22 protein-coding genes and 1 tRNA gene are annotated in these 22,750 nt (G+C 30.5%); 19 read left to right on the top strand and 4 right to left on the bottom strand.

Annotated features, from left to right (window positions below):
- Window positions 1-6 precede the first annotated feature (6 nt).
- Genes rsgA through G319_RS0100275 form a run of 3 tightly spaced genes read left to right on the top strand, consistent with a single transcriptional unit; the run spans window position 7 to window position 2,190 of the window.
- Window positions 7-903, top strand: a complete 897-nt coding sequence (gene rsgA / locus G319_RS0100285; RefSeq protein ID WP_026389154.1) for a ribosome small subunit-dependent GTPase A — start codon at window positions 7-9, stop codon at window positions 901-903.
- Window positions 903-1,577, top strand: a complete 675-nt coding sequence (locus tag G319_RS0100280) for a ribulose-phosphate 3-epimerase (RefSeq protein WP_026389153.1) — start codon at window positions 903-905, stop codon at window positions 1,575-1,577. Before rsgA ends, G319_RS0100280 begins: the two co-directional genes overlap by 1 nt.
- The gene (locus G319_RS0100275; protein WP_026389152.1) at window positions 1,570-2,190 is read left to right on the top strand and encodes a thiamine diphosphokinase; all 621 of its coding nucleotides are present in this window, start codon (window positions 1,570-1,572) and stop codon (window positions 2,188-2,190) included. Before G319_RS0100280 ends, G319_RS0100275 begins: the two co-directional genes overlap by 8 nt.
- Window positions 2,191-2,211: 21 nt before the next feature.
- Here the strand turns inward: G319_RS0100275 and G319_RS0100270 are convergent, their stop codons facing one another.
- Together G319_RS0100270 and G319_RS0100265 are read right to left on the bottom strand one after the other, a co-directional pair.
- Complete coding sequence (locus G319_RS0100270; RefSeq protein WP_026389151.1) at window positions 2,212-2,637, bottom strand: DUF2188 domain-containing protein; 426 nt, start codon at window positions 2,635-2,637, stop codon at window positions 2,212-2,214.
- Window positions 2,638-2,734: 97 nt separating this feature from the next.
- Window positions 2,735-2,819, bottom strand: a tRNA-Leu gene (locus G319_RS0100265).
- Between the two features lie 80 nt (window positions 2,820-2,899).
- On the opposite strand from G319_RS0100265, the gene G319_RS08710 reads away from it, so the two are divergent.
- Both G319_RS08710 and G319_RS0100255 read left to right on the top strand, forming a co-directional pair.
- Window positions 2,900-3,715, top strand: coding sequence for a hypothetical protein (locus G319_RS08710; RefSeq protein ID WP_026389150.1), 816 nt, complete (start codon window positions 2,900-2,902; stop codon window positions 3,713-3,715).
- Window positions 3,716-3,951: 236 nt separating this feature from the next.
- Window positions 3,952-5,238, top strand: coding sequence for a hypothetical protein (locus tag G319_RS0100255; RefSeq protein ID WP_280123350.1), 1,287 nt, complete (start codon window positions 3,952-3,954; stop codon window positions 5,236-5,238).
- Between the two features lie 84 nt (window positions 5,239-5,322).
- Here the strand turns inward: G319_RS0100255 and rpmB are convergent, their stop codons facing one another.
- Window positions 5,323-5,523 (bottom strand): 50S ribosomal protein L28, encoded by a 201-nt coding sequence (gene rpmB / locus G319_RS0100250; protein ID WP_026389148.1) that lies wholly within the window; start codon window positions 5,521-5,523, stop codon window positions 5,323-5,325.
- 199 nt (window positions 5,524-5,722) lie between these two features.
- On the opposite strand from rpmB, the gene G319_RS0100245 reads away from it, so the two are divergent.
- The 6 genes from G319_RS0100245 (at window position 5,723) to G319_RS0100220 (ending at window position 11,138) form a co-directional block, all read left to right on the top strand.
- On the top strand, window positions 5,723-6,034 hold the full coding sequence (locus G319_RS0100245; protein ID WP_026389147.1) for an Asp23/Gls24 family envelope stress response protein: 312 nt from the start codon (window positions 5,723-5,725) through the stop codon (window positions 6,032-6,034).
- A gap of 73 nt (window positions 6,035-6,107) precedes the next feature.
- Complete coding sequence (locus G319_RS0100240; RefSeq protein ID WP_026389146.1) at window positions 6,108-7,763, top strand: DAK2 domain-containing protein; 1,656 nt, start codon at window positions 6,108-6,110, stop codon at window positions 7,761-7,763.
- 70 nt (window positions 7,764-7,833) lie between these two features.
- Window positions 7,834-8,835 (top strand): phosphate acyltransferase PlsX, encoded by a 1,002-nt coding sequence (plsX, locus tag G319_RS0100235; protein ID WP_026389145.1) that lies wholly within the window; start codon window positions 7,834-7,836, stop codon window positions 8,833-8,835.
- On the top strand, window positions 8,835-9,521 hold the full coding sequence (gene rnc / locus G319_RS0100230) for a ribonuclease III (protein ID WP_026389144.1): 687 nt from the start codon (window positions 8,835-8,837) through the stop codon (window positions 9,519-9,521). Before plsX ends, rnc begins: the two co-directional genes overlap by 1 nt.
- A 149-nt stretch (window positions 9,522-9,670) precedes the next feature.
- Window positions 9,671-10,399: an ABC transporter ATP-binding protein gene (locus G319_RS0100225; protein ID WP_026389143.1), complete on the top strand. Its 729-nt coding sequence runs from the start codon at window positions 9,671-9,673 to the stop codon at window positions 10,397-10,399.
- A 1-nt stretch (window position 10,400) separates the two neighbouring features.
- Window positions 10,401-11,138 (top strand): ABC transporter permease, encoded by a 738-nt coding sequence (locus G319_RS0100220; protein ID WP_026389142.1) that lies wholly within the window; start codon window positions 10,401-10,403, stop codon window positions 11,136-11,138.
- A 62-nt stretch (window positions 11,139-11,200) separates the two neighbouring features.
- Here the strand turns inward: G319_RS0100220 and G319_RS0100215 are convergent, their stop codons facing one another.
- Entirely contained in the window at window positions 11,201-11,986 is a 786-nt protein-coding gene (locus G319_RS0100215) for a pyrroline-5-carboxylate reductase family protein (protein ID WP_026389141.1), read from the bottom strand.
- A gap of 125 nt (window positions 11,987-12,111) precedes the next feature.
- Between G319_RS0100215 and G319_RS0100210 the strand changes: the two genes are divergently transcribed.
- The 8 genes from G319_RS0100210 to G319_RS0100175 all read left to right on the top strand — a co-directional run bounded on the left by G319_RS0100210 (window position 12,112) and on the right by G319_RS0100175 (window position 22,629).
- The gene (locus tag G319_RS0100210) at window positions 12,112-15,087 is read left to right on the top strand and encodes an AAA family ATPase (protein WP_026389140.1); all 2,976 of its coding nucleotides are present in this window, start codon (window positions 12,112-12,114) and stop codon (window positions 15,085-15,087) included.
- 86 nt (window positions 15,088-15,173) lie between these two features.
- Window positions 15,174-16,379, top strand: a complete 1,206-nt coding sequence (gene ptsS / locus G319_RS08705) for a phosphate ABC transporter substrate-binding protein (RefSeq protein ID WP_026389139.1) — start codon at window positions 15,174-15,176, stop codon at window positions 16,377-16,379.
- A 33-nt stretch (window positions 16,380-16,412) separates the two neighbouring features.
- Window positions 16,413-18,548, top strand: a complete 2,136-nt coding sequence (gene pstA / locus G319_RS04475) for a phosphate ABC transporter permease PstA (protein ID WP_051350827.1) — start codon at window positions 16,413-16,415, stop codon at window positions 18,546-18,548.
- Window positions 18,548-19,384: a phosphate ABC transporter ATP-binding protein PstB gene (gene pstB, locus G319_RS0100195; protein WP_035358707.1), complete on the top strand. Its 837-nt coding sequence runs from the start codon at window positions 18,548-18,550 to the stop codon at window positions 19,382-19,384. The genes pstA and pstB overlap by 1 nt, the downstream gene beginning before the upstream one ends.
- Before the next feature lie 12 nt (window positions 19,385-19,396).
- Window positions 19,397-20,098, top strand: coding sequence for a phosphate signaling complex protein PhoU (gene phoU, locus G319_RS0100190; RefSeq protein WP_026389137.1), 702 nt, complete (start codon window positions 19,397-19,399; stop codon window positions 20,096-20,098).
- A 96-nt stretch (window positions 20,099-20,194) separates the two neighbouring features.
- Window positions 20,195-21,520, top strand: a complete 1,326-nt coding sequence (gene ftsY, locus G319_RS0100185; protein WP_026389136.1) for a signal recognition particle-docking protein FtsY — start codon at window positions 20,195-20,197, stop codon at window positions 21,518-21,520.
- An 18-nt stretch (window positions 21,521-21,538) separates the two neighbouring features.
- Window positions 21,539-21,862, top strand: coding sequence for a YlxM family DNA-binding protein (ylxM, locus tag G319_RS0100180; protein WP_026389135.1), 324 nt, complete (start codon window positions 21,539-21,541; stop codon window positions 21,860-21,862).
- Window positions 21,862-22,629, top strand: a complete 768-nt coding sequence (locus tag G319_RS0100175) for a TIGR00282 family metallophosphoesterase (RefSeq protein ID WP_026389134.1) — start codon at window positions 21,862-21,864, stop codon at window positions 22,627-22,629. The genes ylxM and G319_RS0100175 overlap by 1 nt, the downstream gene beginning before the upstream one ends.
- Window positions 22,630-22,750: the final 121 nt, after the last annotated feature.

The following is a 22,750-nucleotide window of genomic DNA, read 5'->3' as shown; positions in this document are numbered from 1 at the left end:
AGAAATATGAAAGGTATCATAATTAAAATAGATAGTTCAATAAGTCTAGTATTATCAGAGGGGAAAATTTTCGAAGCCCAAGCCAAAGGAAATTTAAAAAGAGAAAATAAACCTTGTGTCGGTGATTTTGTGGTTTGTGAAATGATTGATGAAGAAAAAGGGCACGTTTATATAACTTCTATTGAAGAAAGAAAAACAGAATTATATCGTCCTAAAATCGTTAATGTTGATCAAGTTATTATAGTAACAGCTTTGTATGAACCCCTTTTTGCATCTTATATTTTGAATAAATATATTGCTATGCTTGAGGTTAAAAATATTAAACCAGTCTTAGTTTTTACTAAAAAAGATTTGTTGGTTGAAACAAAATACTATGATGAGGTATGAGCAAAGATTGAGGAATATTCAAAAATTGGTTATGAAGTCATTATTATGGATAATACCAATCCTCAAAAAGATCAACTTGATAGACTAAAAGATATTTTAGAGAATAAAATCTCTGTATTCACGGGTCAAACTGGAGCTGGTAAGTCATCGACATTGAATAATTTCCTTGAAATGGAAGAACAAATTAAAACACAAGAAATTTCTAAAAATCTTAATCGTGGTAGGCATACAACAACATCAGTTGAATTATATAACCTACCAGAAAATATCTTAATTGCAGATACGCCAGGATTTTCATCATTTGATTTACAAGATATTGAGATTGAAGATATTTTATACTCATTTAAAATACTTTCTCAATATAGAAACATGTGTAAGTTTGTTGATTGCAAACATATTAATGAAATTAAATGTGCTGTTAAAGATGCTGTTAAAGATGGTGAAGTTCCGAGCTTCATCTATAATGATTATGTAAAAATGTATGAGGAATTAAAGAATAGGAGAGGTAAATACTAATGAAAAAATATATTATCGCACCAAGTGTACTAAGTGCCAATTTCTATGATTTAAAAAGCGATATCAAATTATGTCAAGAATCAGGAATTGAATGAATTCATTATGATGTAATGGACTTTGATTTTGTTCCTAACTTAACTTTCGGGTCAAAGATTTTAAAGGATATCACAGATAATTCTGACATAAACATAGATATTCATTTTATGGTAAAAGTTAAAACAAATCCATTTGAAGATTTTTTTGTAGAGTACATAAAATTGAAACCAAAAATGATGACTATGCATATTGAATCAATGTCAAAAGAGGAAACTGAAACTTTTATAGAAATTTGTAATGACAATAATATCATCCCATCGTTAGCTATTTCACCTAAAACTAAAGTTGACGCCGTGTTACCATATCTTTCAGAAGTTGGAAATATTCTTGTAATGAGTGTTGAACCAGGATTTGGTGGACAAAGTTTCATGGATGTATCTCTTTCAAAAATTGAACAACTTGTAAAAATAAGAGATACAAATAATCTTGATTTCATAATTGAAATTGATGGTGGTATAAATGAACATACTTCACGACTTGCTAAAAAAGCTGGAGTAGATATGTTGGTGGCCGGAAGCTACTTATTTGGATCAGAAGAATTCGAAAGCAGAGCAAAGGATTTGATAAATAATGATTAAGAATATCTTAATAGTTACTGCCAAAACAAATATTGATTATTCTATTTTTAATAGTGATTCAAATTACATTGTTGGAGTTGAACGTGGATGTTTAGACCTTATTGAAAAGGGGATCAAAATAGATTTAGCAATTGCTGATTTTGATAAGGTTATCCCTGAAGAATTGGAATTAATCAAAACTAATGCTAAAAGTTTTGAAATCCTTGAAGTTGATAAAGATTTATTAGATGGAGAAATAGCTATATTAAGAGCTCTCGAAATTGAACATCAAAAAATAATCTTTGTCGCAAATCCGACAAAAAGATTTGATAAGAATATTTCGATATTCAACCTTATATTCAAATATGGAATCCATTTCATGAATGATGAAACAACAATGTTCAGAATAAATAAAGGTTTAACAACTCTTGATTTTAATAATTACCAAAACAAAACTTTCATAAGTTTTTATGCTTATGAAAAAACAAACATTTCTATACGAAATATGAAATATAATGCTGAAAATTTAGTGTTCAGCCAGTATGAAAATACTTGTATATCTAATGCATTTATTCCGTACCAAAATCCAGAAATTGAAACAAATAAAAACATTATTTGCATCATGACAAAATAAAAAAACGCCTAAGCGTTTTTTTTATTCGTGAACAGAAACCTTAGCTGGTTTATTGCGTTTGATCGCAAGCTTAAGATTTAGTTTAGCTTTCTTAAGTCTGTCTTTTGAAAGTTGTAATTTTCTTCTAGCGATTGGCATATCAGCTTCGTTAGAAGATTTTTTCTCTTCTTTTCTTTTTTTGTATTCCATTGTAGCTACTGTCAATTCAGCCCTTGCTAGTTTAACTTCACTTAAAGTTTTAGAATAAAGTTCATTAGAAGTTAAAATACTTGTGTAATCGACAACGTCGTATCCACTGCCTTGATTGTGTATTCTTAATATTGTTTTATTACCTTTGGCTAATTTTCTAGCCATTTCGATAGCTTCATCACGTGTTTTAAAGTTTCCGTTTGAGTCAGGTCTTACATGTACAAAACCATTTTTATCTTTTTCAACCATTCATCTCATATTATAAAACCTCCGACTTATCTAATTTTATACAAACATTAGATAAAACACAATCAAAAATAAAAAGCACCAAAAATTGGTGCTTGTTCTTTTATACTGGTGCCCTCTATCGGAATCGAACCGATACGAGTTGCCTCGTCAGATTTTGAGTCTGATGCGTCTACCAATTCCGCCAAGGGGGCAAATACATAAATATTATACTTTGTAAAAGTACAAATTTACACAAAAATAAAGTATTATTTAATAATGAAAGGGTGATTATATGAAAATTTCAAAATGATTAGCAGTTTTTTCACTAGTTATATGAACTTTAATATTGATATTGATTACTGGTTTGATTGTATATTTCGTTGGACCATCTCAATCAAGTAATGGAAAAAGTACATCTAATAGTTTGGTTATCGGTTTGATGGCCGTACCAATAATTTTTTCAATGTTTGTTATTGTTTGATGATGTATCATTATGAATAAAGTTTCTAACTTAGATATGTTTACAAAAATAATCACTTTAGTTTTACTAAATGTTCCAGCATATTTATTTATGGAAAGCGCTGTCAAATATAACAAAGTTTTAATTGAAGAAGAAACCAAAGATAAAAGTAAATACATTCAACAAGTTGAAGAACAAATTACAGAAGATGTTTTCATACCCGAATGAGAAAAAGAATTGATAGCTAAAAAGGCTGCGAAGAAAAATAATAAAATTAAAGTAGTTGCCGAAAAAACTCCAGAGGCTTTAAAGTTAGAACAACAAATTTCTATTGATAGAAAAATTGTTAGAAATTTTGTTAAGTTTGTAATGTATAAAGTTTTTGTGGAAAACGAAGGTATTACAAATACGTTTAAAATTACTGAATTAATAAAAGAAAAAGTCTATGACAAAGATATTAGAGAGAAATTAATTGAGGAATATTCACAAACATTTAGTGAGTGAATGAATGTTGAAGATGATGAAGAAATTAATGCTGAATCTGTATATGATTTACTAATTGATTTTAATACAGAAGAAATAATGGTAGCTCACAAACAAGATCGTGTTGATATCACAATTGAAGTTCAAGTTAAATTGGGTTTATAAGATACAAACAACTATGTTTGTATCTTTTTTTCTGAAGGTATATGAGTTAAAATATTGATATTTGGTATAGAAAAAGGGGATGGGTAATGAAATTTAAAACTAAGAATTTTAGAAATATTTCGAGAAGTATAAAAGACAATATACCCATATTAATATTGGCTCTAACAGATGTTGTTTTGATGGCCATACCCTTATATATGGAAAACTATATTCCTAATTTAAGCAGTAGTTTATATTTGAGTGCTAGTCAATATTCGAGTGCTAGTTCGGTTCATGGTTTTGCAGCTCTTCCCTGTATGTTACTGGGATCGTATACAAGTGATAAATTTAAAAGTAGAACATTGTTAATAACTGCATTGGTAATAACCAGTTTGCTTGGTTTGTGATATATGTCATTGCCTTTTAATGATAGTTCAACGGCTATATTGTGACAACTCTATGTAATATTCGTGGGTTTTGCATTTGCGAGTGGAGCGCTATTGTGAGCGCCATTATGAAAGATAATAAAAAACCATAATACCGAAGATTTGGAAGGCGCAGAAAAAGAGAAGAAAGTTGGAAGAAATAATGGGATTCAAGGAACTGTTAATGGACTAATAGGTCTTGTTCTGGCCCTTCTAGGGATTTTGCTTTTAACTCTATCTAAAAGTGGTAGTTTGCCAACAATTAACATTGGGGAGAAATCTATCAACACCGGCTTCTTCGTGCTAGTGACTATATACGTCTCTTTGATAATCACTTCGTTAATATTGACCATTTTATTTATCAAAGGCGTTGATGACGGCAAGAGCAAAACATTTTCAGTAAGGGGTGTACTGTCGATAATTAAATCTTGAAAAGTATGATTACTTGGTATTTTAATACTTGGTGTTTACATGCTTCAAATGGGATTAGCTTCATACACCAATTACCTTACAAATACATTATTGATATCAACCACATTAGTCTCATTTATTGGGGTTTTCAGAACGTATGTTATGCGAGTTATTATTGCAAACTTTGCGGGAAGAAAAGCTGATAATTCTCATTCTTATATTTTTTGAATTACAATAGGTTTGATTGTTGGGGTTGCACTTGTTGTTATATCTATATTGTTGCCGGGATTTTCTGATTTTAAACAAAAGAGTGTCTTATTCAAAACACTTATTCAGATTGCGTCAGTGATAAATGTTCTAGTTCTTGGATTATTAACTTGAGCATTGGTGACGATTCGTTGATCTCCAATTGGAACGGAGTTAAATATTAGTAATGAAAATTATGGAGCAGGGGTTTCAATAGTATCTGTAATAGCTTTTACTCCTAATGCATTCTTTAAGGCTATTAAGTCAGGAATTGAATCTAAGTATTGAGAAAAGTATGTAGATCCCAATACTGGATTTGAAACAAAAATTGCTAGTCAATTAGGGAATCAAATAATTCTTTTAGTTGTTGTTCTTTTTGGAATTCTGGGAATAGTTGCAGGAGCAATACTTTACGTGTCTATATATAGAAAAACAGATAACTATATCTTTAAGAGAAAGTAAAAGAAGCGATGAAAATCGCTTCTTTTTATATATTCGAGTAATTAGATATAAAAAAAGAACCGTTAGGTTCTTTAGAAATTATTATTAACCAACAACTTTATCTTGTTTTTTAAGTGTTCTTAAAGTTCTAGCTGAAACTTTGATTGTGAAAACTCTACCGTCTTCATCCATCACTTTAATTTTTTGTAAATTTAAGTTTCATTTTCTTTTAGTTGCATTTAAGGCGTGTGATCTGTTATTCCCTGAAAGGGGACCTTTACCTGTTAATGTATCTTTTCTTGCCATTGTGTTTCACCTCGCACTTTTTTATATTTGTTTCATATACTTGAAAATAATACTAAATATTAATCTTAAATACAATACTAAATTCATTTTTATATTTATTATTTTTCTTTTTTATATAAAAAGTGATTATTTAAGGTCAATAATTGTATTCATATATATTAAATATGCTAAAATAAATTAGTGAAAGTCGGGTGATTTTGTGAATAATTTTGATAAATCAGTTATAAAGGTTATCAAAGATGCGGTAGTTACTGTTCCAGGAGTAATGTCATTTGCAAACTTTAATGCAGATACAAGAGAAGAACTAGCTACTAAAGACATTGATAATGCCATTGAATTCACAAACACAGATAACGTAACTCGTTTTAGAATTCACGTAATTCTTATAAGCGGAGTTAATATAAAAGATGTTATTAAAGAAATTCAAATTCGTGTTAAATATGAATTAGAAAAAATATCTAAATTTACAGTTAAATATATGGTTGACGTAGCAGTTGACGATTTGATGTAATTTATAAATTAAAAATAAACTATATAAAAAATAGATAAATAAAAAAAATAAAAAAATTAGGTGAACAAGGAAAATGGAAAAATTAAACTTATTAATGGATATGATCCAAAGTGGTGTAAATAATTTATACAACAACTATCCTCACATCGATAAATTAAATGTTTTCCCAGTACCAGATGGTGATACTGGAACAAACATGAATTTAACTGCAACAAACGGTTATAACGATGTTAAAGATAACGAATATGAAACAGTTGGTGAATATTTATCAGCATTCTCAAGAGGATTAATCATGGGAGCTCGTGGTAACTCAGGTGTTATCTTCTCTCAAATTATGAAAGGTCTTTCTAAAGGAATGGCTGAATCTACTGAAATGACTGTAGCGGACTGAAAATTAGGTCTTGCTGGTGCTAAAGATATTGCTTATAAAGCAGTTATGAAGCCAGTTGAAGGAACAATTTTAACAGTTATTAGAGAAACAAGTGAAGCTGCAGATATGTTATCTGATGATCTTGAATTAAAAGAATTTTGAGCACAAATTATCGTTGCTGCAAACACTTCTTTAGATAACACACCAAACTTATTACAAGCATTAAAAGATGTTGGTGTTGTTGATTCAGGTGGATATGGATTAGTTAAATTCTTAGAAGGAATGAACAATGTTGTTCAAACTGGTTTAATTATTGAACGTCTAGCTAAATTGGGAACAAATGATGGTGGAAACCTTGAAATGGAAATTGAAGGAGAATTTGGTTACTGTACTGAAGGTGTGGTTATCTTAAACTCTGAATGAATTAACAAATTAGAAGTTTCAACAATTAGAGACCAATTAAACTTATACAGAAACACTTCAATGGTAGTAGTTATCGATGAAGACATCTTAAAAGTTCATACACATGCTTTATCTCCAGGTCAAGTTTTAATGTTCTTACAACAATATGGTGATTTCAAAACTGTTAAAGTTGAAAACATGAACATTCAAGCTGATTCACAAGTTAAAGGTGGAAATCCAAATGTTAATAAAACTTGAAAAGAATCAACTTCAATCAAAATTGAACGTAAGTTAAAAAATGATGCAGCAACAATTGCTGTTGTTCAATCAGATGAGATGAAAAAATACTTTGAAACTGAATTAGGTGTTGATTTAGCTATTAACGGAGGTTCAAAAATGAACCCTTCAACAAACGATTTCTTAAAAGCAATCGAAGAAGTTGATGCTAAAACAGTATTTATCATGCCAAACAATGGAAATGTTTATTTAACAGCAAAACAAGCTGAAAAAGAAGAAACTAAATCAAAAATTTACGTTATTCCAACAAAAACAATCCAACAAGGTATGTCTTCAGCATTAAGTTACGATCCAAGTGCAAGTGCTATGAGAAATAACACAGCCTTATCTAAAGCAATTAAAAATGTTACTTCATTTAACGTTTCTAAAGCAGCTAAAGATTCTGTTGTTGATGGAGTTAAAGTTAAAAAGAACTCACAAATGGCAATTGTTGATGGAAAAATCATCGCAACTGAGACAAGTTTAAAACTAATTTTTGAAAAACAATTAGGTAAATTTATTACTAATAAAACAGAAATCTTAACAATTTTCATTGGTCAAGAAGCTGATGCAAAATCAATAAGTGATTTAAGAAAATTCTTAGATGAAAACTTCAACGTTGAATACGAAATCGTTGAAGGTGGACAAAAAATCTACTCATTTATCATCGGAATTGAATAATACAAAAGCTCGTAACTTGGTTACGGGCTTTTTGTTATATAATAATAGAAAGAAATTAGAGGTAATTGATATGTATAAAATAGCATTCGACGTAATGGGCTCAGATAATGGAGCTACAATAGCGGTTAAGGCAGCAATTGAATTTTTAGCTGATAAAAACGATTTAGTTTTAGTTTTTGTTGGAAACGAAGAACAAATTAAGGCAGCAATTGAAGAAAATGGTGGTTTAGATAAATCTAAATATGAGATCCTTGCAACAACTGAGGTAATTGATATGAATGGTTCAATTATGGATGTTAGAAGAAAGAAAGACTCATCATTAGTGAGAACTTTAGAATTAGTTAAAGAAGGTAAAGTTGACGGAATGTTAACTGGTGGAAATTCAGCAGCATTCATTGCTGGATCACACTTTATTTTAGGTGAATTTGAAGGGGTTACTAGACCTGGTTTTATGCCGACATTACCAACTGTTAAAGCTGGTATTACAACTTTATTATTAGATGCTGGTGCAAATACAGAAAATGACCCAGAAGACCTTTTAGGATATGCTAAAATGGCTACAATCTACGCTTCAGAAATTCAAGGAATCAAAAATCCGAGAGTTGGACTAATGAATATTGGCGCTGAAGAAGGAAAAGGTAAAGATCTCCAAAAACAAACATATAAATTATTAAAAGAAGATGAATCAATCAACTTCTTAGGAAACATTGAAACACGCGATATGGTTGCAGGGGATGTTGACATTTTAGTAACTGACGGTTTCACAGGAAATATCGCTTTAAAAGCAGTTGAAGGAATGGCCAAAAACATCATGTCAGAAATTAAAGAATCAATTACAAAAACTTTCTTTAGAAAAATAAATGCATTATTTTTAAAACCAGCTTTCAAAGAAGTTGGAAACAAATTTGATTACAAAAACCATGCTGGGGCAATTCTAATTGGTGTTAATGGAATAGCTTTCAAATCTCATGGATCAAGTGATGTTAAATCATTTAAAGCAACATTAAGAATGACATACTCGGCTGTACAAAACGATGTATTAAACAAAATGAAAAAAGGGATGGATAAATAATGACAGTACAAGAATTTTTAGATAAGTACGGAATTACAATCAAAAATTCTCACTTCTACAATGAAGCACTTACTCACAACTCTTATGCAAATGAGAAGCATTTAAAATATACTTACCAAAGGATGGAATTCTTGGGTGATGCTATTTTACAAATGTACGTAAGTAAATATTTCTTCTTAAATTTCCCAAAAATTGCTGAAGGTATTTTAACTAAATATCGTTCGAATGCAGTTAGAGAAGAATCGCTTGCTAAAGTAGCTCGTGAGATTAAACTTGGTCGTTTAATCCGTTTAGGACAAGGTGAATTAAACTCAAAAGGTTATGATAAAGATTCTATTTTATCAGATGTTTTTGAAGCTTTTACAGCAGCAATTTATCTAGATCATGGAGAAGAAGTTCTTTTATGTTGATTAAAAGAAACTCTATACAAAGAAATTTCTAAACCGGGATTTATGGATAAATTAAAAGACTATAAATCTGAATTACAAGAAAAATTACAAGCGGAAAACAGAAATGATCTTAAGTATGTTGTTGAAAATGAAAGACATATAGAAAAAGATAATAGAACCGAATATACAGTAAGTGTTAATTTAGAAGGGCAAAAATTCGGGATTGGTAAAGGGTTCTCTAAACAAGAAGCTGAACAAAATGCCGCTAAAGATTGTCTTGCGAAAATGAGTGCTTAATTAATAAAATGAATTAAAACCAGATAACTGGTTTTTTTATTTATAAAAAAACAATAATGGAGAAAAATCTTCCAAAATGGAACATTTTTAAACTATTTAAATAACACTTATAGTAGTAAGATATTTATAATGTAGAAAGTTGGTTTCGTATGGAAATAATCAAAGTTGAAGGGCTGTCTAAGAAATACAAAGAGAGAATAGCTGTGAATAATTTAAATTTTTCAATTAATAAAGGTGAGTTTTTTGCCTTACTTGGCGTAAATGGTGCTGGCAAAAGCACAACAATAAATATGATCACTGGTTTGACAAAAATGGATTCTGGAACGATACAAATTATGGGTAAAGACACCAAAAAAGATTGGAAGGAAGTCAGTCATAAAATAAGTACTGTCCCACAAGAATTGGGATTGGGTTTTAATTTAACTGTCTATCAAAACTTAGAATTTATTTACGATATTTATCAAAAACCAAAGGAAGATAAAAAAATAAAAATAGAAGAGATGATGGAAACGCTAAAGTTGATCGAATATCGAAATCTCAAAGCTAAGAAAATATCAGGAGGATATCAGAGGCGTTTGAGTATCGCCATGGGACTGATGACAGAACCAGAAATTTTGTTTTTAGATGAACCGACAACGGGATTGGATGTAGTTAGTAGAAAGCTCTTATGGGATGAACTTTTGAGGATAAAAAATGAGCGTGGTTTAACTGTAATCCTTACAACCCATTATCTTGAGGAAGCTAACTTATATGCAGATAGAGTGGCTATTATTAGTAAAGGGTTTATTAAGGTGTTAGATACACCCGAAAACATAATATCTTCAGTAGATGCAACAACTTTTGATGAAGCCTTTATTAAAATAACAGGGGGTCTTTAAGATGAATTTACAACGCATTAAAGGTTATACAAGAAGAAATCTTTGAGAAATTTATAATGATAAAATAGGATTCATATTATTGATTACCATGCCTCTAATAATTTTTGCGGTGACAAAAATTGCTAGTTTATTTGATAATGAAGCACCACTTCCAATAGAAGGAATATTTGCAATCGGTTCTCTAATAAGTTTTGTGCAATTAATTCCACAAATAGGAGTAACTATTGCAAAGGATCGTAATTCTGGTCTCTTGAATAGGGCTTTCTTGTCTCCTGTAAAATCCTATGAATATATAATCAGTTACGCAATTCCATATATTTTATTCAACATCTTTCATATTCTAGTTATGACAATAGCGTCGATAATAATGGGTATGAGTATCAGTCCTATGTTTGTTGTATTTGTTGTCATGATAATTCCGATTGCATTATTTTTTATTTGTATCGGTATTTTAGCTGGTTCAATTTTTTCTGAAAAAGTAGTTCCTGTAGTTCTTCTACCGATTTTGGGTTTGACATTTTTCATGAATAATTTTTCAGGTGGTGGTATGAATGCAGAAAATGGTTATGTGATATTTATCTACATATTACCCTTTGCTAACATGTTTGACATTATCTCAACTTCAATAGTGGGAGGACCAAACAAATTCCTATGAGCAAATGTTCTAATTGTTCTAGTTTATGTAGTTCCGATAATCATTGGAACAGGAATATTATTTAAAAAACGTTTGAGAAAATAAGTGAAGAGAGAACAAAAACCCCAAGAGAACATTTTTTGATCTCTTGGGGTTGTTTTGTGAATTTATTTTTTATCTCTTGCTAATGCCGCTTGAAATGATTCTTCAATAATTTCATCAATTTTTTTAACTTCTAAAACTTTTAATCCTTCAATGGTAATTCCACCCGGAACACAAACTTGCTCAACCATCATTGGAAGAGGTGAAGTGTTTTGTGAAGCATTCTTAACCGAACCTTCGAATGTGTTTAGGATAATTCTTTTTGCTGTTTTTTCATCAATTCCAGAGTTAACTGTTGCTTTAATATATGAATCGAGAATGTGAAATACATAAGCTGGAAGACAACCAGCAGCAATTGTGAATTCAGAAAATAAATCTTCATCTATCAATTCTACTTTTCCACAATTTTCAAAAACACTCTTAATTGATTTATCCATTTCTTCACTTAAACCATTTGAACACATCCCAGTGACAGACATATTAATTTCAGCATTTAAATTAGGCATGATTCGAACTAGGTGAAGATTTCTATTTTTGATGAACGCACTTTCTAAAGTTGATATTTCTACGCCACTCAACATTGAAACTATTGTTATATTAGATAAATCAATTTCATCTAATATAGTTGATAGTTCATTTAAAGAGTTGGGTCTAACTCCAATTATGATGGCATCAATATTTTTATTATTAATGGCTTTTAAATCTTCTAAAGGGTGAACACCTAATTCAGTAGCTTTAGCCAATGTCTTCTCACGATTATTAATAAAAATGTTTACATCACTAGATGTTTTTTTAATCCCTTTAATTAAACTTGTGGCCATATGACCAACTCCAATAAATAATAGATTCATATAACTCCTTTTTCTTTTTTATTCTACACTTAATGGAAAGGTTTTTATTGATAAATATCCAACTTTAATTATTTGAATTTTGATATAATTAAAAATGGTAAAACGCAATTATAGGAGATATATACATGTTATTTTTAAAACAAATTAGAGCTTATGGTTTCAAATCATTTGCAGAACCAACAACTTTAGATTTCACACACGAGATGATCGGGGTAGTTGGTCCCAACGGATCAGGTAAATCAAATATTACTGATGCTATTAGATGAACATTAGGAGAGCAATCAACTAAGTCATTACGTGGTGCCAATATGGATGATATTGTTTTCAGTGGAAGTAGTGATAAAAAAGCTGCTGATTTTGCTGAAGTTACTTTAGTATTCAATAATCAAAAAGATATCTTTTCTGGTTATGATACTGACATCGTAGAAATCACACGTAAATTCGTTAAGAAAACTCGTGAGAGTGAATTCTACATTAATGGACAAAGAGTTAAATTGAGAGATATTCAAGATGCCGCTTTAGAAACAGGTTTAACTAAATCAAGTATTGCAATTATTTCTCAAGGAACTATTTCATCTTTTGCAGAAGCTAAACCTGAAGATCGTCGTAATATTTTTGATGAAGCAGCTGGAGTTGCTAAATACAAAAAACGTAAACGTGAAACACTTTCAAAATTACTGAAAGGTATGGAAAATTTAGCGAGAGTAGAAGATATATCAAACGAGATTGCAAGAAGATTACCCAATTTGGAAAGACAAGCTAAAAAAGCTGAACTTTACAAAGAAAAAATTGAAGAATTACAACAAATTGAAGTTTCAATTTTAGTTAAAGATATCAAAACTATTAAAGTTCGTATTGAAGAATTAAGAGCTAATAAAAATACATTAGAAGGAAAAATTAAAAATCTTTCAAATGAAATCAACTTATCTCAAGACGAATTCGATGGAATGATGAATGATACTTCTAACTCAGAAAAAGAAATTCAACAATTAAATAATAAATTCCAAGAGATTGTTCAAAGAATTGCTAATTTAAAAGTTAAAAAACAAGAAGTTGATGCAAGAGAAACTTCAAAATTAGATACAAAAGATCAAGATGAATTTAAAGCAGGGCAAATTAAAAAAGCCTTTGATGAAAAACGTGTTGTTGTATCAAGTGAAAAAGATAAAGTTTTCCGTTACAAAAATCAAATTACTGAAATTAACGAAAAATATGATTATGTGGCAAGTCAATATTCAAACATTTATGATGAAATTGAAACTATTAGAAGAAATAGCACAAGAGTTCAAATGCAAAAAGAACACGCTGAAAACCAACGTGGAATGGGCGCTATGGCTTACAATGATGGTGGAGCTGTTGTTGTTGAACACAGTAACACAATTGGTGGAGTTATCGGAACATTAATTAGTTTAGTAAATGTTCAAGAAGATTTCCAAACTGCTATTTCAGTAGTTGCTGCTGGTTCAATGAAATCAGTTGTTATGAAAACTAATAATGATGTTAAACGTGCTGTTGAATTCTTAAAGAAAAATAACGCTGGACGCGCAACATTCTTACCGCTTGATTCATTAAACCCTTCTACAATTCAAGGACCTCAAAGATCTGCAATTGAATCAGCTAGAGGATTTGTTGGATTTGCAAATGATTTAGTTTCAATTGATGGAAAATATCAAAAAGCTTTAGATTATGCTTTAGGTACTGTAATTGTTATGGATAAATATGATTCAGCAAGAGAACTTGCTCAAAACATTAATTACAAATTCAACATCGTTACTTTAGAAGGGGAAAGATTCCTACCTAAAGGAGCTATTGTTGGGGGTAAAACTAAAAATCAAAATATCTTTGCTGGACAAAATAAACAAGCAAACACAATTGAAGATTTTGAAAGAGTTATCCAACAATTAGAAGCTAAAGAAATTGAAAGAACTAAATTATTAAATGAAGTAAAAATTGAACGTGATAAATTACGTGATGAACAAAATGATATTCAAGCAAATATCAGAAACACTAACTTAAACATTGAGCAACTTACAAATGCATTAAACGAACTTAGTGAAGATTATAGAATCCTAACTGGTAGAAATTTATTAGGGCAACAAGAAGACGATTCAAATGAATCTGAATCAATTAAAATTGCTAAACAAATTGCTAAGTTGGAAAATGAAAGAGATGAAATTCAAATTAGAATTAATCAACTTTCAACAGAACGTAATAAGCATGCAGATCGTCAAAGAGAAATTAATGAACTTAACTCAGGAAAACGTAACGAATTAAGTGATTTAAAAGACGAATATGCAAAAGCTAGTTCAGAATTGAATGTTCTTCAAGAAAGATTCATGATGTCATTAAAACGTTTAGCAGAAGGATATGGTCTAACTGCTGAAGCTGCTTTAGAGATGGAAACAACTGTCATTGAAAATGAAGCTTACGCTCGTGAAAGAATCGTTACATTGGCGACTGAATTAAAAGAAATTGGAAACATCAATATGGATTCAATTGAAGAATTTAAAGCTGAAAAAGAACGTTACGATTACTTTGAAGTTCAAGTTAAAGATATTCGTGAAGCAATTGAAAAACTACAAAATATTATTACAGATATTGATATTGCAATGGAAACACAATTCAAAAAAGTTGTTGATGATGTGAATGATGCATTACCAGAAGCATTTGCAAAATTATTTGGTGGAGGAACTGCTAGATTAATTTATACAGATCCAGATAACATTTTAGAAACTGGAATTGATATTCAAGTTAACCCACCAGGTAAAAAAATTAGTAACTTAAACTTACTATCTGGAGGAGAAAAATCACTTGTAGCATTATCAGTACTATTCTCAATCTTAAAAGTAAGACCTTTACCATTAGTAATTCTTGATGAAGCTGAAGCTCCATTAGATCCTGCTAACGTTGAACGTTTTGCAAGATACGTAAAACAATTTACTGAAAATACACAATTCATTATTGTTACTCACCGTGAAGGAACAATGGAGAACTGTGACGTATTATTTGGGGTAACTATGGAAACAAAAGGTATCACAAAAATCGTTAAAATTAAACTTGTTGACGCTAAAGAATTAACAATAAAAGAAAACCAAGCCTAGCTTGGTTTTTTTGTCAAAAAGGACTAGTTTTGTGTTTAATTTGGTATAATTAAGTAAGTATTTATACTGTCAGGAGAGACGACAAAATGAGTAAAAAACTATTTTTAGTGGTAGCAATCCTTTTGGGTGCAATCATTGGATTATGGGCATGAACTTTCGCCGCACCTAATAATTCTTTAAGTATTGGAGGATCAGCATCAGTAGATCCTTTATTACAACAACTAACTAATAATTATAAAAAAGAGAAAAAAGAATCTTTCATCTACAGTTCAACTGGATCTGGAGCTGGAGTTAAGAATGTCCAAAATGATGTTTATAATGCAGGGTTCATTTCAAAAGAATTTGATGAACAAGCATTTGATTCTAATGAATATAATATTTATGACGATAATGAAAAGTTTTTTCAAGTAAATGAGAATGGTCTTAATGCTTATGGTACTCAAGCAACAGAACAGGGGTATTTAGACTATATTAAGGCTAATATGAGTGAAGATAAAGAAGATATTCACCACATTGAGTTTGCAAAAGATTCTATCGTATTTATCTACAACATTGAAGGAACAAACTTCGAAGATTTTGTTGAATACTTCGAATTTGGAGTCAAAACAGCTGCCGTTAGTGGAGCTATGCCGACTTTAAGTGATGATTCAATTGATGTGTTAAAAGCAATTTATGAACCAAACAATCCAAATGATTTAATTACATGAAGACATTTAGCTGAGATGATAATTGAAAAATTAGAAATTCCATCTACAAAAACGGTTTCACAATCAGAAATTGCGAAACTTAAATTAGCATTACCAAAAGTTGCAAACATCAAGGTAAATCCATACACAACAACTCCGGGTTCAGGAACTAGAAGTTCATTTGAAAAAATTACTAAAAAATCAAATGAAAAAGAGGGGATTACACCTGGTAGAGCAGCAAATGCCTACGGAAATAATGGTTCTATTTTCTCACAGATACAAAGATCAAATGGTTCAATTGGATATGTATCTATGGCATATGCAGAATACGTTCAAGATGCAGAGAAATTTAATGATTTAAAAGCTGTAGTTATTAATGATGGTGTTAACCAATATGATGTTAATAAGGAATCTACTTCTGATATTGAAGGTGTTGAAAATACTAATGATTTAAATAATTACCCATTGGTTAGACCATTTATAGCTATCTACAAAGCACAAAATAAAAATATTGAAGCTATTGCTAAATTCTTATTCTGAATGGCTACAGATCCTAAAGCTGGAGAATTCTATAAGCATGAAGGATTAATGCAGGTTATTAAGTAATGATCAAATCATACATAAGAAAGGAAAAGGAATATGTTTAAAACTAAAGCAAACAAAAGTCCTGAAGAAAACTTTAAAGTTTATCCGACGAAACTTAAAAATCCAAAAGCTAAAACTACTTTAAGTGGACAAGTTATTAAATCAATTATTTATGCCTTTACTTTCATAGTCGGGATAATCTTATTGATCTTAATCGGGTTTGTAATTTTAAAATCTATCCCATTATTCAATGAGGGAAATACAACTTTCTGAGATTTTATAACTAAGCCAAACTGAGATCCTGAAAAGGGACAGTATGGTATCGGATTAATAATAGCAATGACGTTAATGTTATTAATGGTAGCAATGTTATTTGCGATCCCATTGACAATATTCTCGACATTATTTATTTCAGAGTACTTGTCTAAAAAACAACAAAAAGTTGTTATGACAATTGTTAAATTATTGGCTGGTATTCCGTCAGTAGTATTTGGTTTATTTGCCAGAGAACAAGTTGGAGCATTATTCAAATTAATGGGTGCTCCAACAAATGATAACTTAATGGTAGCTGGGTTAACAATGGCATTTATGGCTGTTCCAACAATGGTTTCATTAAGTTATAATGCAGTTCAAGCTGTTCCGGAAGGATATCGTTTCGCCTCTTTAGGGCTAGGGATATCTAAGGAGAAAACAACTTTCTCTATTATTAGAAAATCAGCATCAGCCAAAATTATTTCAGCAGTTATCATGGGTATGGCTCGTGTGATTGGTGAAACTATGGCTATTATGATGATTGCTGGTAACTCAACTGGTGGTTTTGTAACTGATTCAGGTTTAGGAGGATTCTTATTCTCTTCAATTAGAACGTTGGCTGCAACTATCGGTCTTGAAATGCTTGAAAATAAAGGTGATGTCCATGAAGCGGCATTATATGCAATTGGATTATTCTTATTCTTGATGGTATTTATCATAAACATTACAATCCTAATTATTTCAAACTATGATGCTTGAAAACGTACTAGAAAAGCAACAAGAGAAGAAGCAAGATTTAAAGCTGGAGAAGAAAAAGCTAAATCTAAAAAAGAAAAAGTAAGATATGAATCTTATGATCTTGTTCAAATGGTTAATAACAAATCTGATAATAAGATTTTTAAAAATATGTATTCATCAATTCTTTTAGCATGCATGTGAATATCTACAGCTTTGTTTATTTCATTTACATTCTGAATTATTGGTGTAGTTGCCTTTAGGGGACTTGGTGGATTACAATATGCTGATGCTTTCATTGGTATTAATGGTCAAGGTGGTATATTCTCTGCATTAATCACGACAGTATTGTTAATTGTCGCAACACTTGTATTTGCAATTCCTTTAGCATTGGGAGCTGCAATTTACCTATCTGAATATGCTAGAAAAGGTTCAAAAGTAACTAAGGTCTTACGATTCTCAGTTAACTTATTAGCTTCAACACCATCAATTGTATTTGGTATCTTTGGATTATCAGTATTTATTGTTTGAATGAAACTACCTTTCAGTATTTTAGCAGCAGCCCTAACAATGACTATTGTTATACTTCCAATGCTTATTTCAAACTTCGAAGATGCTTTAACATCAGTTCCTCAATCATATAGAGAAGCTGGAGCAGCACTTGGAATGAGTAAAACTAAACGTTTATTCAAAATTGTTCTACCTAACTCAATGGAAGGTATTATTACCGGAACAATTTTAGCAATGGCAAGAATTATTGGGGAATCTGCTCCAGTTTATCTAACTTTAGGAACTGCTATTAGAATGCCTACAGAAGGGTTCTTATCAAGTGGGGCAACTCTTACAACAGGAATATATATGTTAGCCAGTGAAGCTGGGCCTGGACGTGGAGAATCAATCGCCTACCTAATGTCATTGGTAACAATTATCTTGGTATTGACATTGAACTTTACATCTGGAAAAATATCAGCTGCCGTAATGGGGGCTAAACGTTCACCGATGTTCTATGGAATTAGACAAATGTTCCAAAACTTTAAAGAGTTTGAATTTGCAAAATGATGAACAAAAAGAATGAAAGCGCTAACTGAATTTAAAACAAAATGAAGTTACAAATTGAAACCATCAACTACAAAAGCGAATTGAAATGCATGAAGAAATCGTCGAAAAGAATATAAAAGACTTAAAAAAGGAGGATCTGAATAATGAGTACTAAAGATTTAGATTTAACAGTTGTTGCGACAACTGGTGAGAAAAAGAAAAAAGTTGCTTTATCAAAACGTGATGATGTTATTAAAGTAAATAATTTTGATTTCTACTATAACAAAGGTAAAAAACAAGCTTTATTTAATATCAACATGAATATTAAAGAAAACTCAATAACAACATTTATTGGTCCTTCTGGATGTGGTAAATCTACACTACTGAGATCTATTAATAGAATGAATGATTTAGTTGATGGAGCTGTTGTAGATGGAGAAATTAGCGTTTTTGATAAGAATGTTTATGATCCGGGTGTAGATGTAGCAAAACTTAGAACTGAAGTTGGAATGGTTTTCCAAAAAGCTAACCCATTCCCATTGAGTGTTTATGAAAATGTCGCTTATGGTCCTAAATCACAAGGGGTTAAAGATACTAATGTTCTTGATCAAATAGTTGAAGATTCTCTAAAAAAAGCAGCTCTTTGGGAAGAAGTTAAAGATATGTTGTCTTCTCCAGCTCTTGGATTATCAGGGGGTCAGCAACAACGTCTATGTATTGCTAGAGCAATCGCAATGCATCCAAAAATTTTATTAATGGATGAACCAACATCAGCACTTGATCCAATCGCTACTTTAAAAGTAGAAGAATTGGTATTAGAACTTAAAAAAGAATATACTATCGTTATGGTAACTCACTCTTTAGCACAAGCTACAAGAATTAGTGACATGACAGCTTACTTCTTAAAAGGTGAGTTAGTTGAATATTCTACAACTAAAAAATTATTTACAAATCCAAAAGATGAGCGTACTGAAGATTACATCTCAGGAAGATATGGATAGGGGGGGGCACATATGTCATACAACAAAATTTTAGATAGAGATTTACAACAACTTAAATCTGATATCGAACAAATGATTGAAGAAACAAAAATTCAATATGCTGAAACATTCGAAGTTGTTAAAACAGGAGATGTTAACTTAGCACTTATGGTTATTGAACATGACCGTATTATTAATGATATGCAAAATGAGTTCACTTCTACTGCATTATGAAAAATCGCAAAACAAAACATGGTTGCTAAAGACTTACGTTTAGCAGTTGGGGCTATTTTAATTTCTCGTGAAATTGAAAGAATTGCTGATTATTCAAAAAACGTTTGTCGTTTCTTTGTAAATTACAAACCAACAAAAAAATACATCAACTCAATTATTAAAATGTTCCAAATTGTAATTGATATGTTAGATATTATTTCTCGTCTATTCGTTGAATATGCCGTTGATAATAAAGAATCAGTTTTAGATCTAGAACATGAACTGGATAAAGAATTTAAATCAGTTTACGATTACTTGATCAAACAAATCAGAAAAACTGAAACTCATGAAGAAGCAGTTGAAATTGCTGAAGCTATGAAACAAGTTAAAAACTTAGAAAGAGCTGGAGATCACTTATTTAATGTACAAGAAATTGTGACATTTATTAGAACTGGTAAATTCGAAGAAGTTATTGATACTCAAGAAAAACTTGAAGAAGAAATGATGGAAATGACAATTTAAAAGCCTAAGGGCTTTTTTTGTTACTCTAATACTAAGATGTGTCCTTTATTGATTAAGAATTGATACAATTATAAATATAGTTAGAGGTAAAGTATTATGGGATTTTGATCTAAATTAAAAGATAAAGTGTCTAAAAAAGATGCTATTGAAAATATAAAAGAAGAAATAATAGAAATAATTGATGAACAACCTGAAGTTATTGCTGATGAAATTATGGTCAATGATACTGAAGTGATAGAAGAAAACTTCGAAAAAACATTCGATGATCAACTTGATGAAACGGTATGACAAACAGTTCACCTAGACACTCCAACTCCAGTTGAGCAAAAAAATGAAGAGTTGGAAGTTTTTGAAGAACAACCAGAAGAAATTGAAACTATTTCTGAAGTTGTTGAAGAAAAATTTGTCCCAACTAAAAAAGAAATTAAACAAAAACAAAAAGAGTTAAAACGTAAACAAAAAGAAGCTGTTAAAAAAGAAAAAGCTGAAAAAGTAATGTTAAAGTCAGCTTTGGATTTTTCAAAAGATATTAAGAAATTATCAAAAAAATATAAAGAAGCTGATGATGATTTCTTTGAGGAATTAGAAGAACTTTTAATTAAGACTGATATGGGGATGAAGATGGTTATTAAAATTTCTACAGCTTTACAAAAGCGTGCTAGAAAAACATCTGATTTTAATGAAATCAAAGAATTACTAATTGAGGAGTTATATGATGCATATGTTGAAAAAGATAAGAAAGCTTACAAATTAAACTTTGTAGATGGACGCCTGAATATCTTCATGGTAGTTGGAGTTAATGGAACTGGTAAAACTACTTCATTGTCTAAAATTGCTAACTATTATGCTGAACAAGGTAAGAAAGTTTTGATTGCTGCTGGAGATACATTTAGAGCTGGTGCTGTTGAACAATTAGAAGAATGAGTTTCAACTCGTTTGGATAATTCTGTAGATTTAATTCGTGGTAAGAAAAATAATCAAGATCCCGCTTCAGTTGTTTATGATGCAATTGAAAAAGCACAAGCCGAAGGATATGACCTATTATTAATTGATACAGCAGGTCGTTTACAAAACAAAGTTAACTTAATGAAAGAACTTGAAAAAATGCACCAAATCGTGCATAAATTCGATAAAGCAGCTCCACATGAGTTATTGCTTGTAATTGATGCTACAACGGGTCAAAATGGGGTAATACAAGCAGAATCATTTAGTGAAGTTACTAAAGTTACTGGAATTGTCTTAACTAAGATGGATGGGACAAGTAAAGGTGGAATTGCATTAGCAATTAAAGATCAATTGAATATCCCTGTTAAATTAATGGGAATTGGTGAACAAGTTGATGACATCATCGAATTTGATGTAGAACAATATGTATATGGACTAGCAGCTGGTTTCATGGAAGACACGACTGAAGTTGAATAAAATAAAGGAGGAAATAAAATGGCTAATGGATATGAAAAAACAATGGAGATCTCCGTATTGTTTAATCTATATAAAAATTTATTGACTCCGAAACAAGCGGAATATTTTGAATTGTATTTTGATGAAGATTTATCTTTTCAAGAAATTGCTGATGAATTTAATATTTCTAAAGCAGCAATTCATGATTCGATTACGAAAACAACTAAATCGCTTTATGATTTAGAAGAAAAATTAGCATTAAAAGCTAAAAGAGAACAATTAACAAAAATAATTGATGAACATAAAAATTCTAATAACGAAGAGGTTATTAAAATTGTAGAAAAATTGGAGCAAAACCTATAATGAAAGTTTTGATGATTGGTGATGTTTATGCCAAACCAGGTCGTGATGCCTTTGAAAATCACATTAAAAAATTAGTTATTAATAATCAGGTTGATGTAGTTATTGTGAATGGGGAAAATACAACTCATGGTAAATCAATAATTAAGGACCACTATGATTTTTTCAAAAAAAATGGAGTTGATGTTATCACTAGTGGTAACCACATCTTCAAACATAAATCAGTTTTAGATTATATTGATCAAACACCAGATTTGTTAAGACCCATGAACATGAATGCTTATATGCCTGGTAAAGGTTATGTAATCATTAATAAAGGTGGCAAAAAAATATGTGTTGTTAACCTAATGGGAACAAGCTTTATGGATCCTGCAAATAACCCATATGAAGCCATGGATAATTTCTTAGATATGGAATTAGATTACGACATTTTGTTAGTTGATTTCCATGCTGAAGCAACAGCTGAAAAGATGGCTTTTGCTTGAAATTATGATGGAATAATTACAGGATTTGTTGGAACACATACTCACGTTCAAACAGCTGATGAAAGAATTTTACCAAAGGGAACAGCTTTCATAACTGATCTAGGAATGACTGGGGTTTTAAACTCAATAATTGGAGCAAAACCAGAACAAGTTATTTATCGTGAAAAAACTGGTTTACCAGCGAGGTTTGAACCAGCTGCAGGTGCTGGAACTGTTCAAGGAGTAATCATTACGATTGATAATGAATCTAATAGAGCAACTGCAATTAAAAGAATACAGAGATAATTAATAACAAAGATTTAACGACTAATATTTTAAAATCAACATGAACAAGGCATCAGCCTTGTTTTTTTATGGAATTATTTAAATGTTTTTTTATCTTGACAAGAGCGTGTAAATTAAAGTA

The organism is Tullyiplasma multilocale ATCC 49900 (assembly GCF_000483165.1).
Classification (GTDB): Bacteria; Bacillota_I; Bacilli_A; order Mycoplasmatales; family Mycoplasmataceae; genus Tullyiplasma; species Tullyiplasma multilocale.
This window is presented reverse-complemented; position numbering and strand designations above follow the sequence as displayed.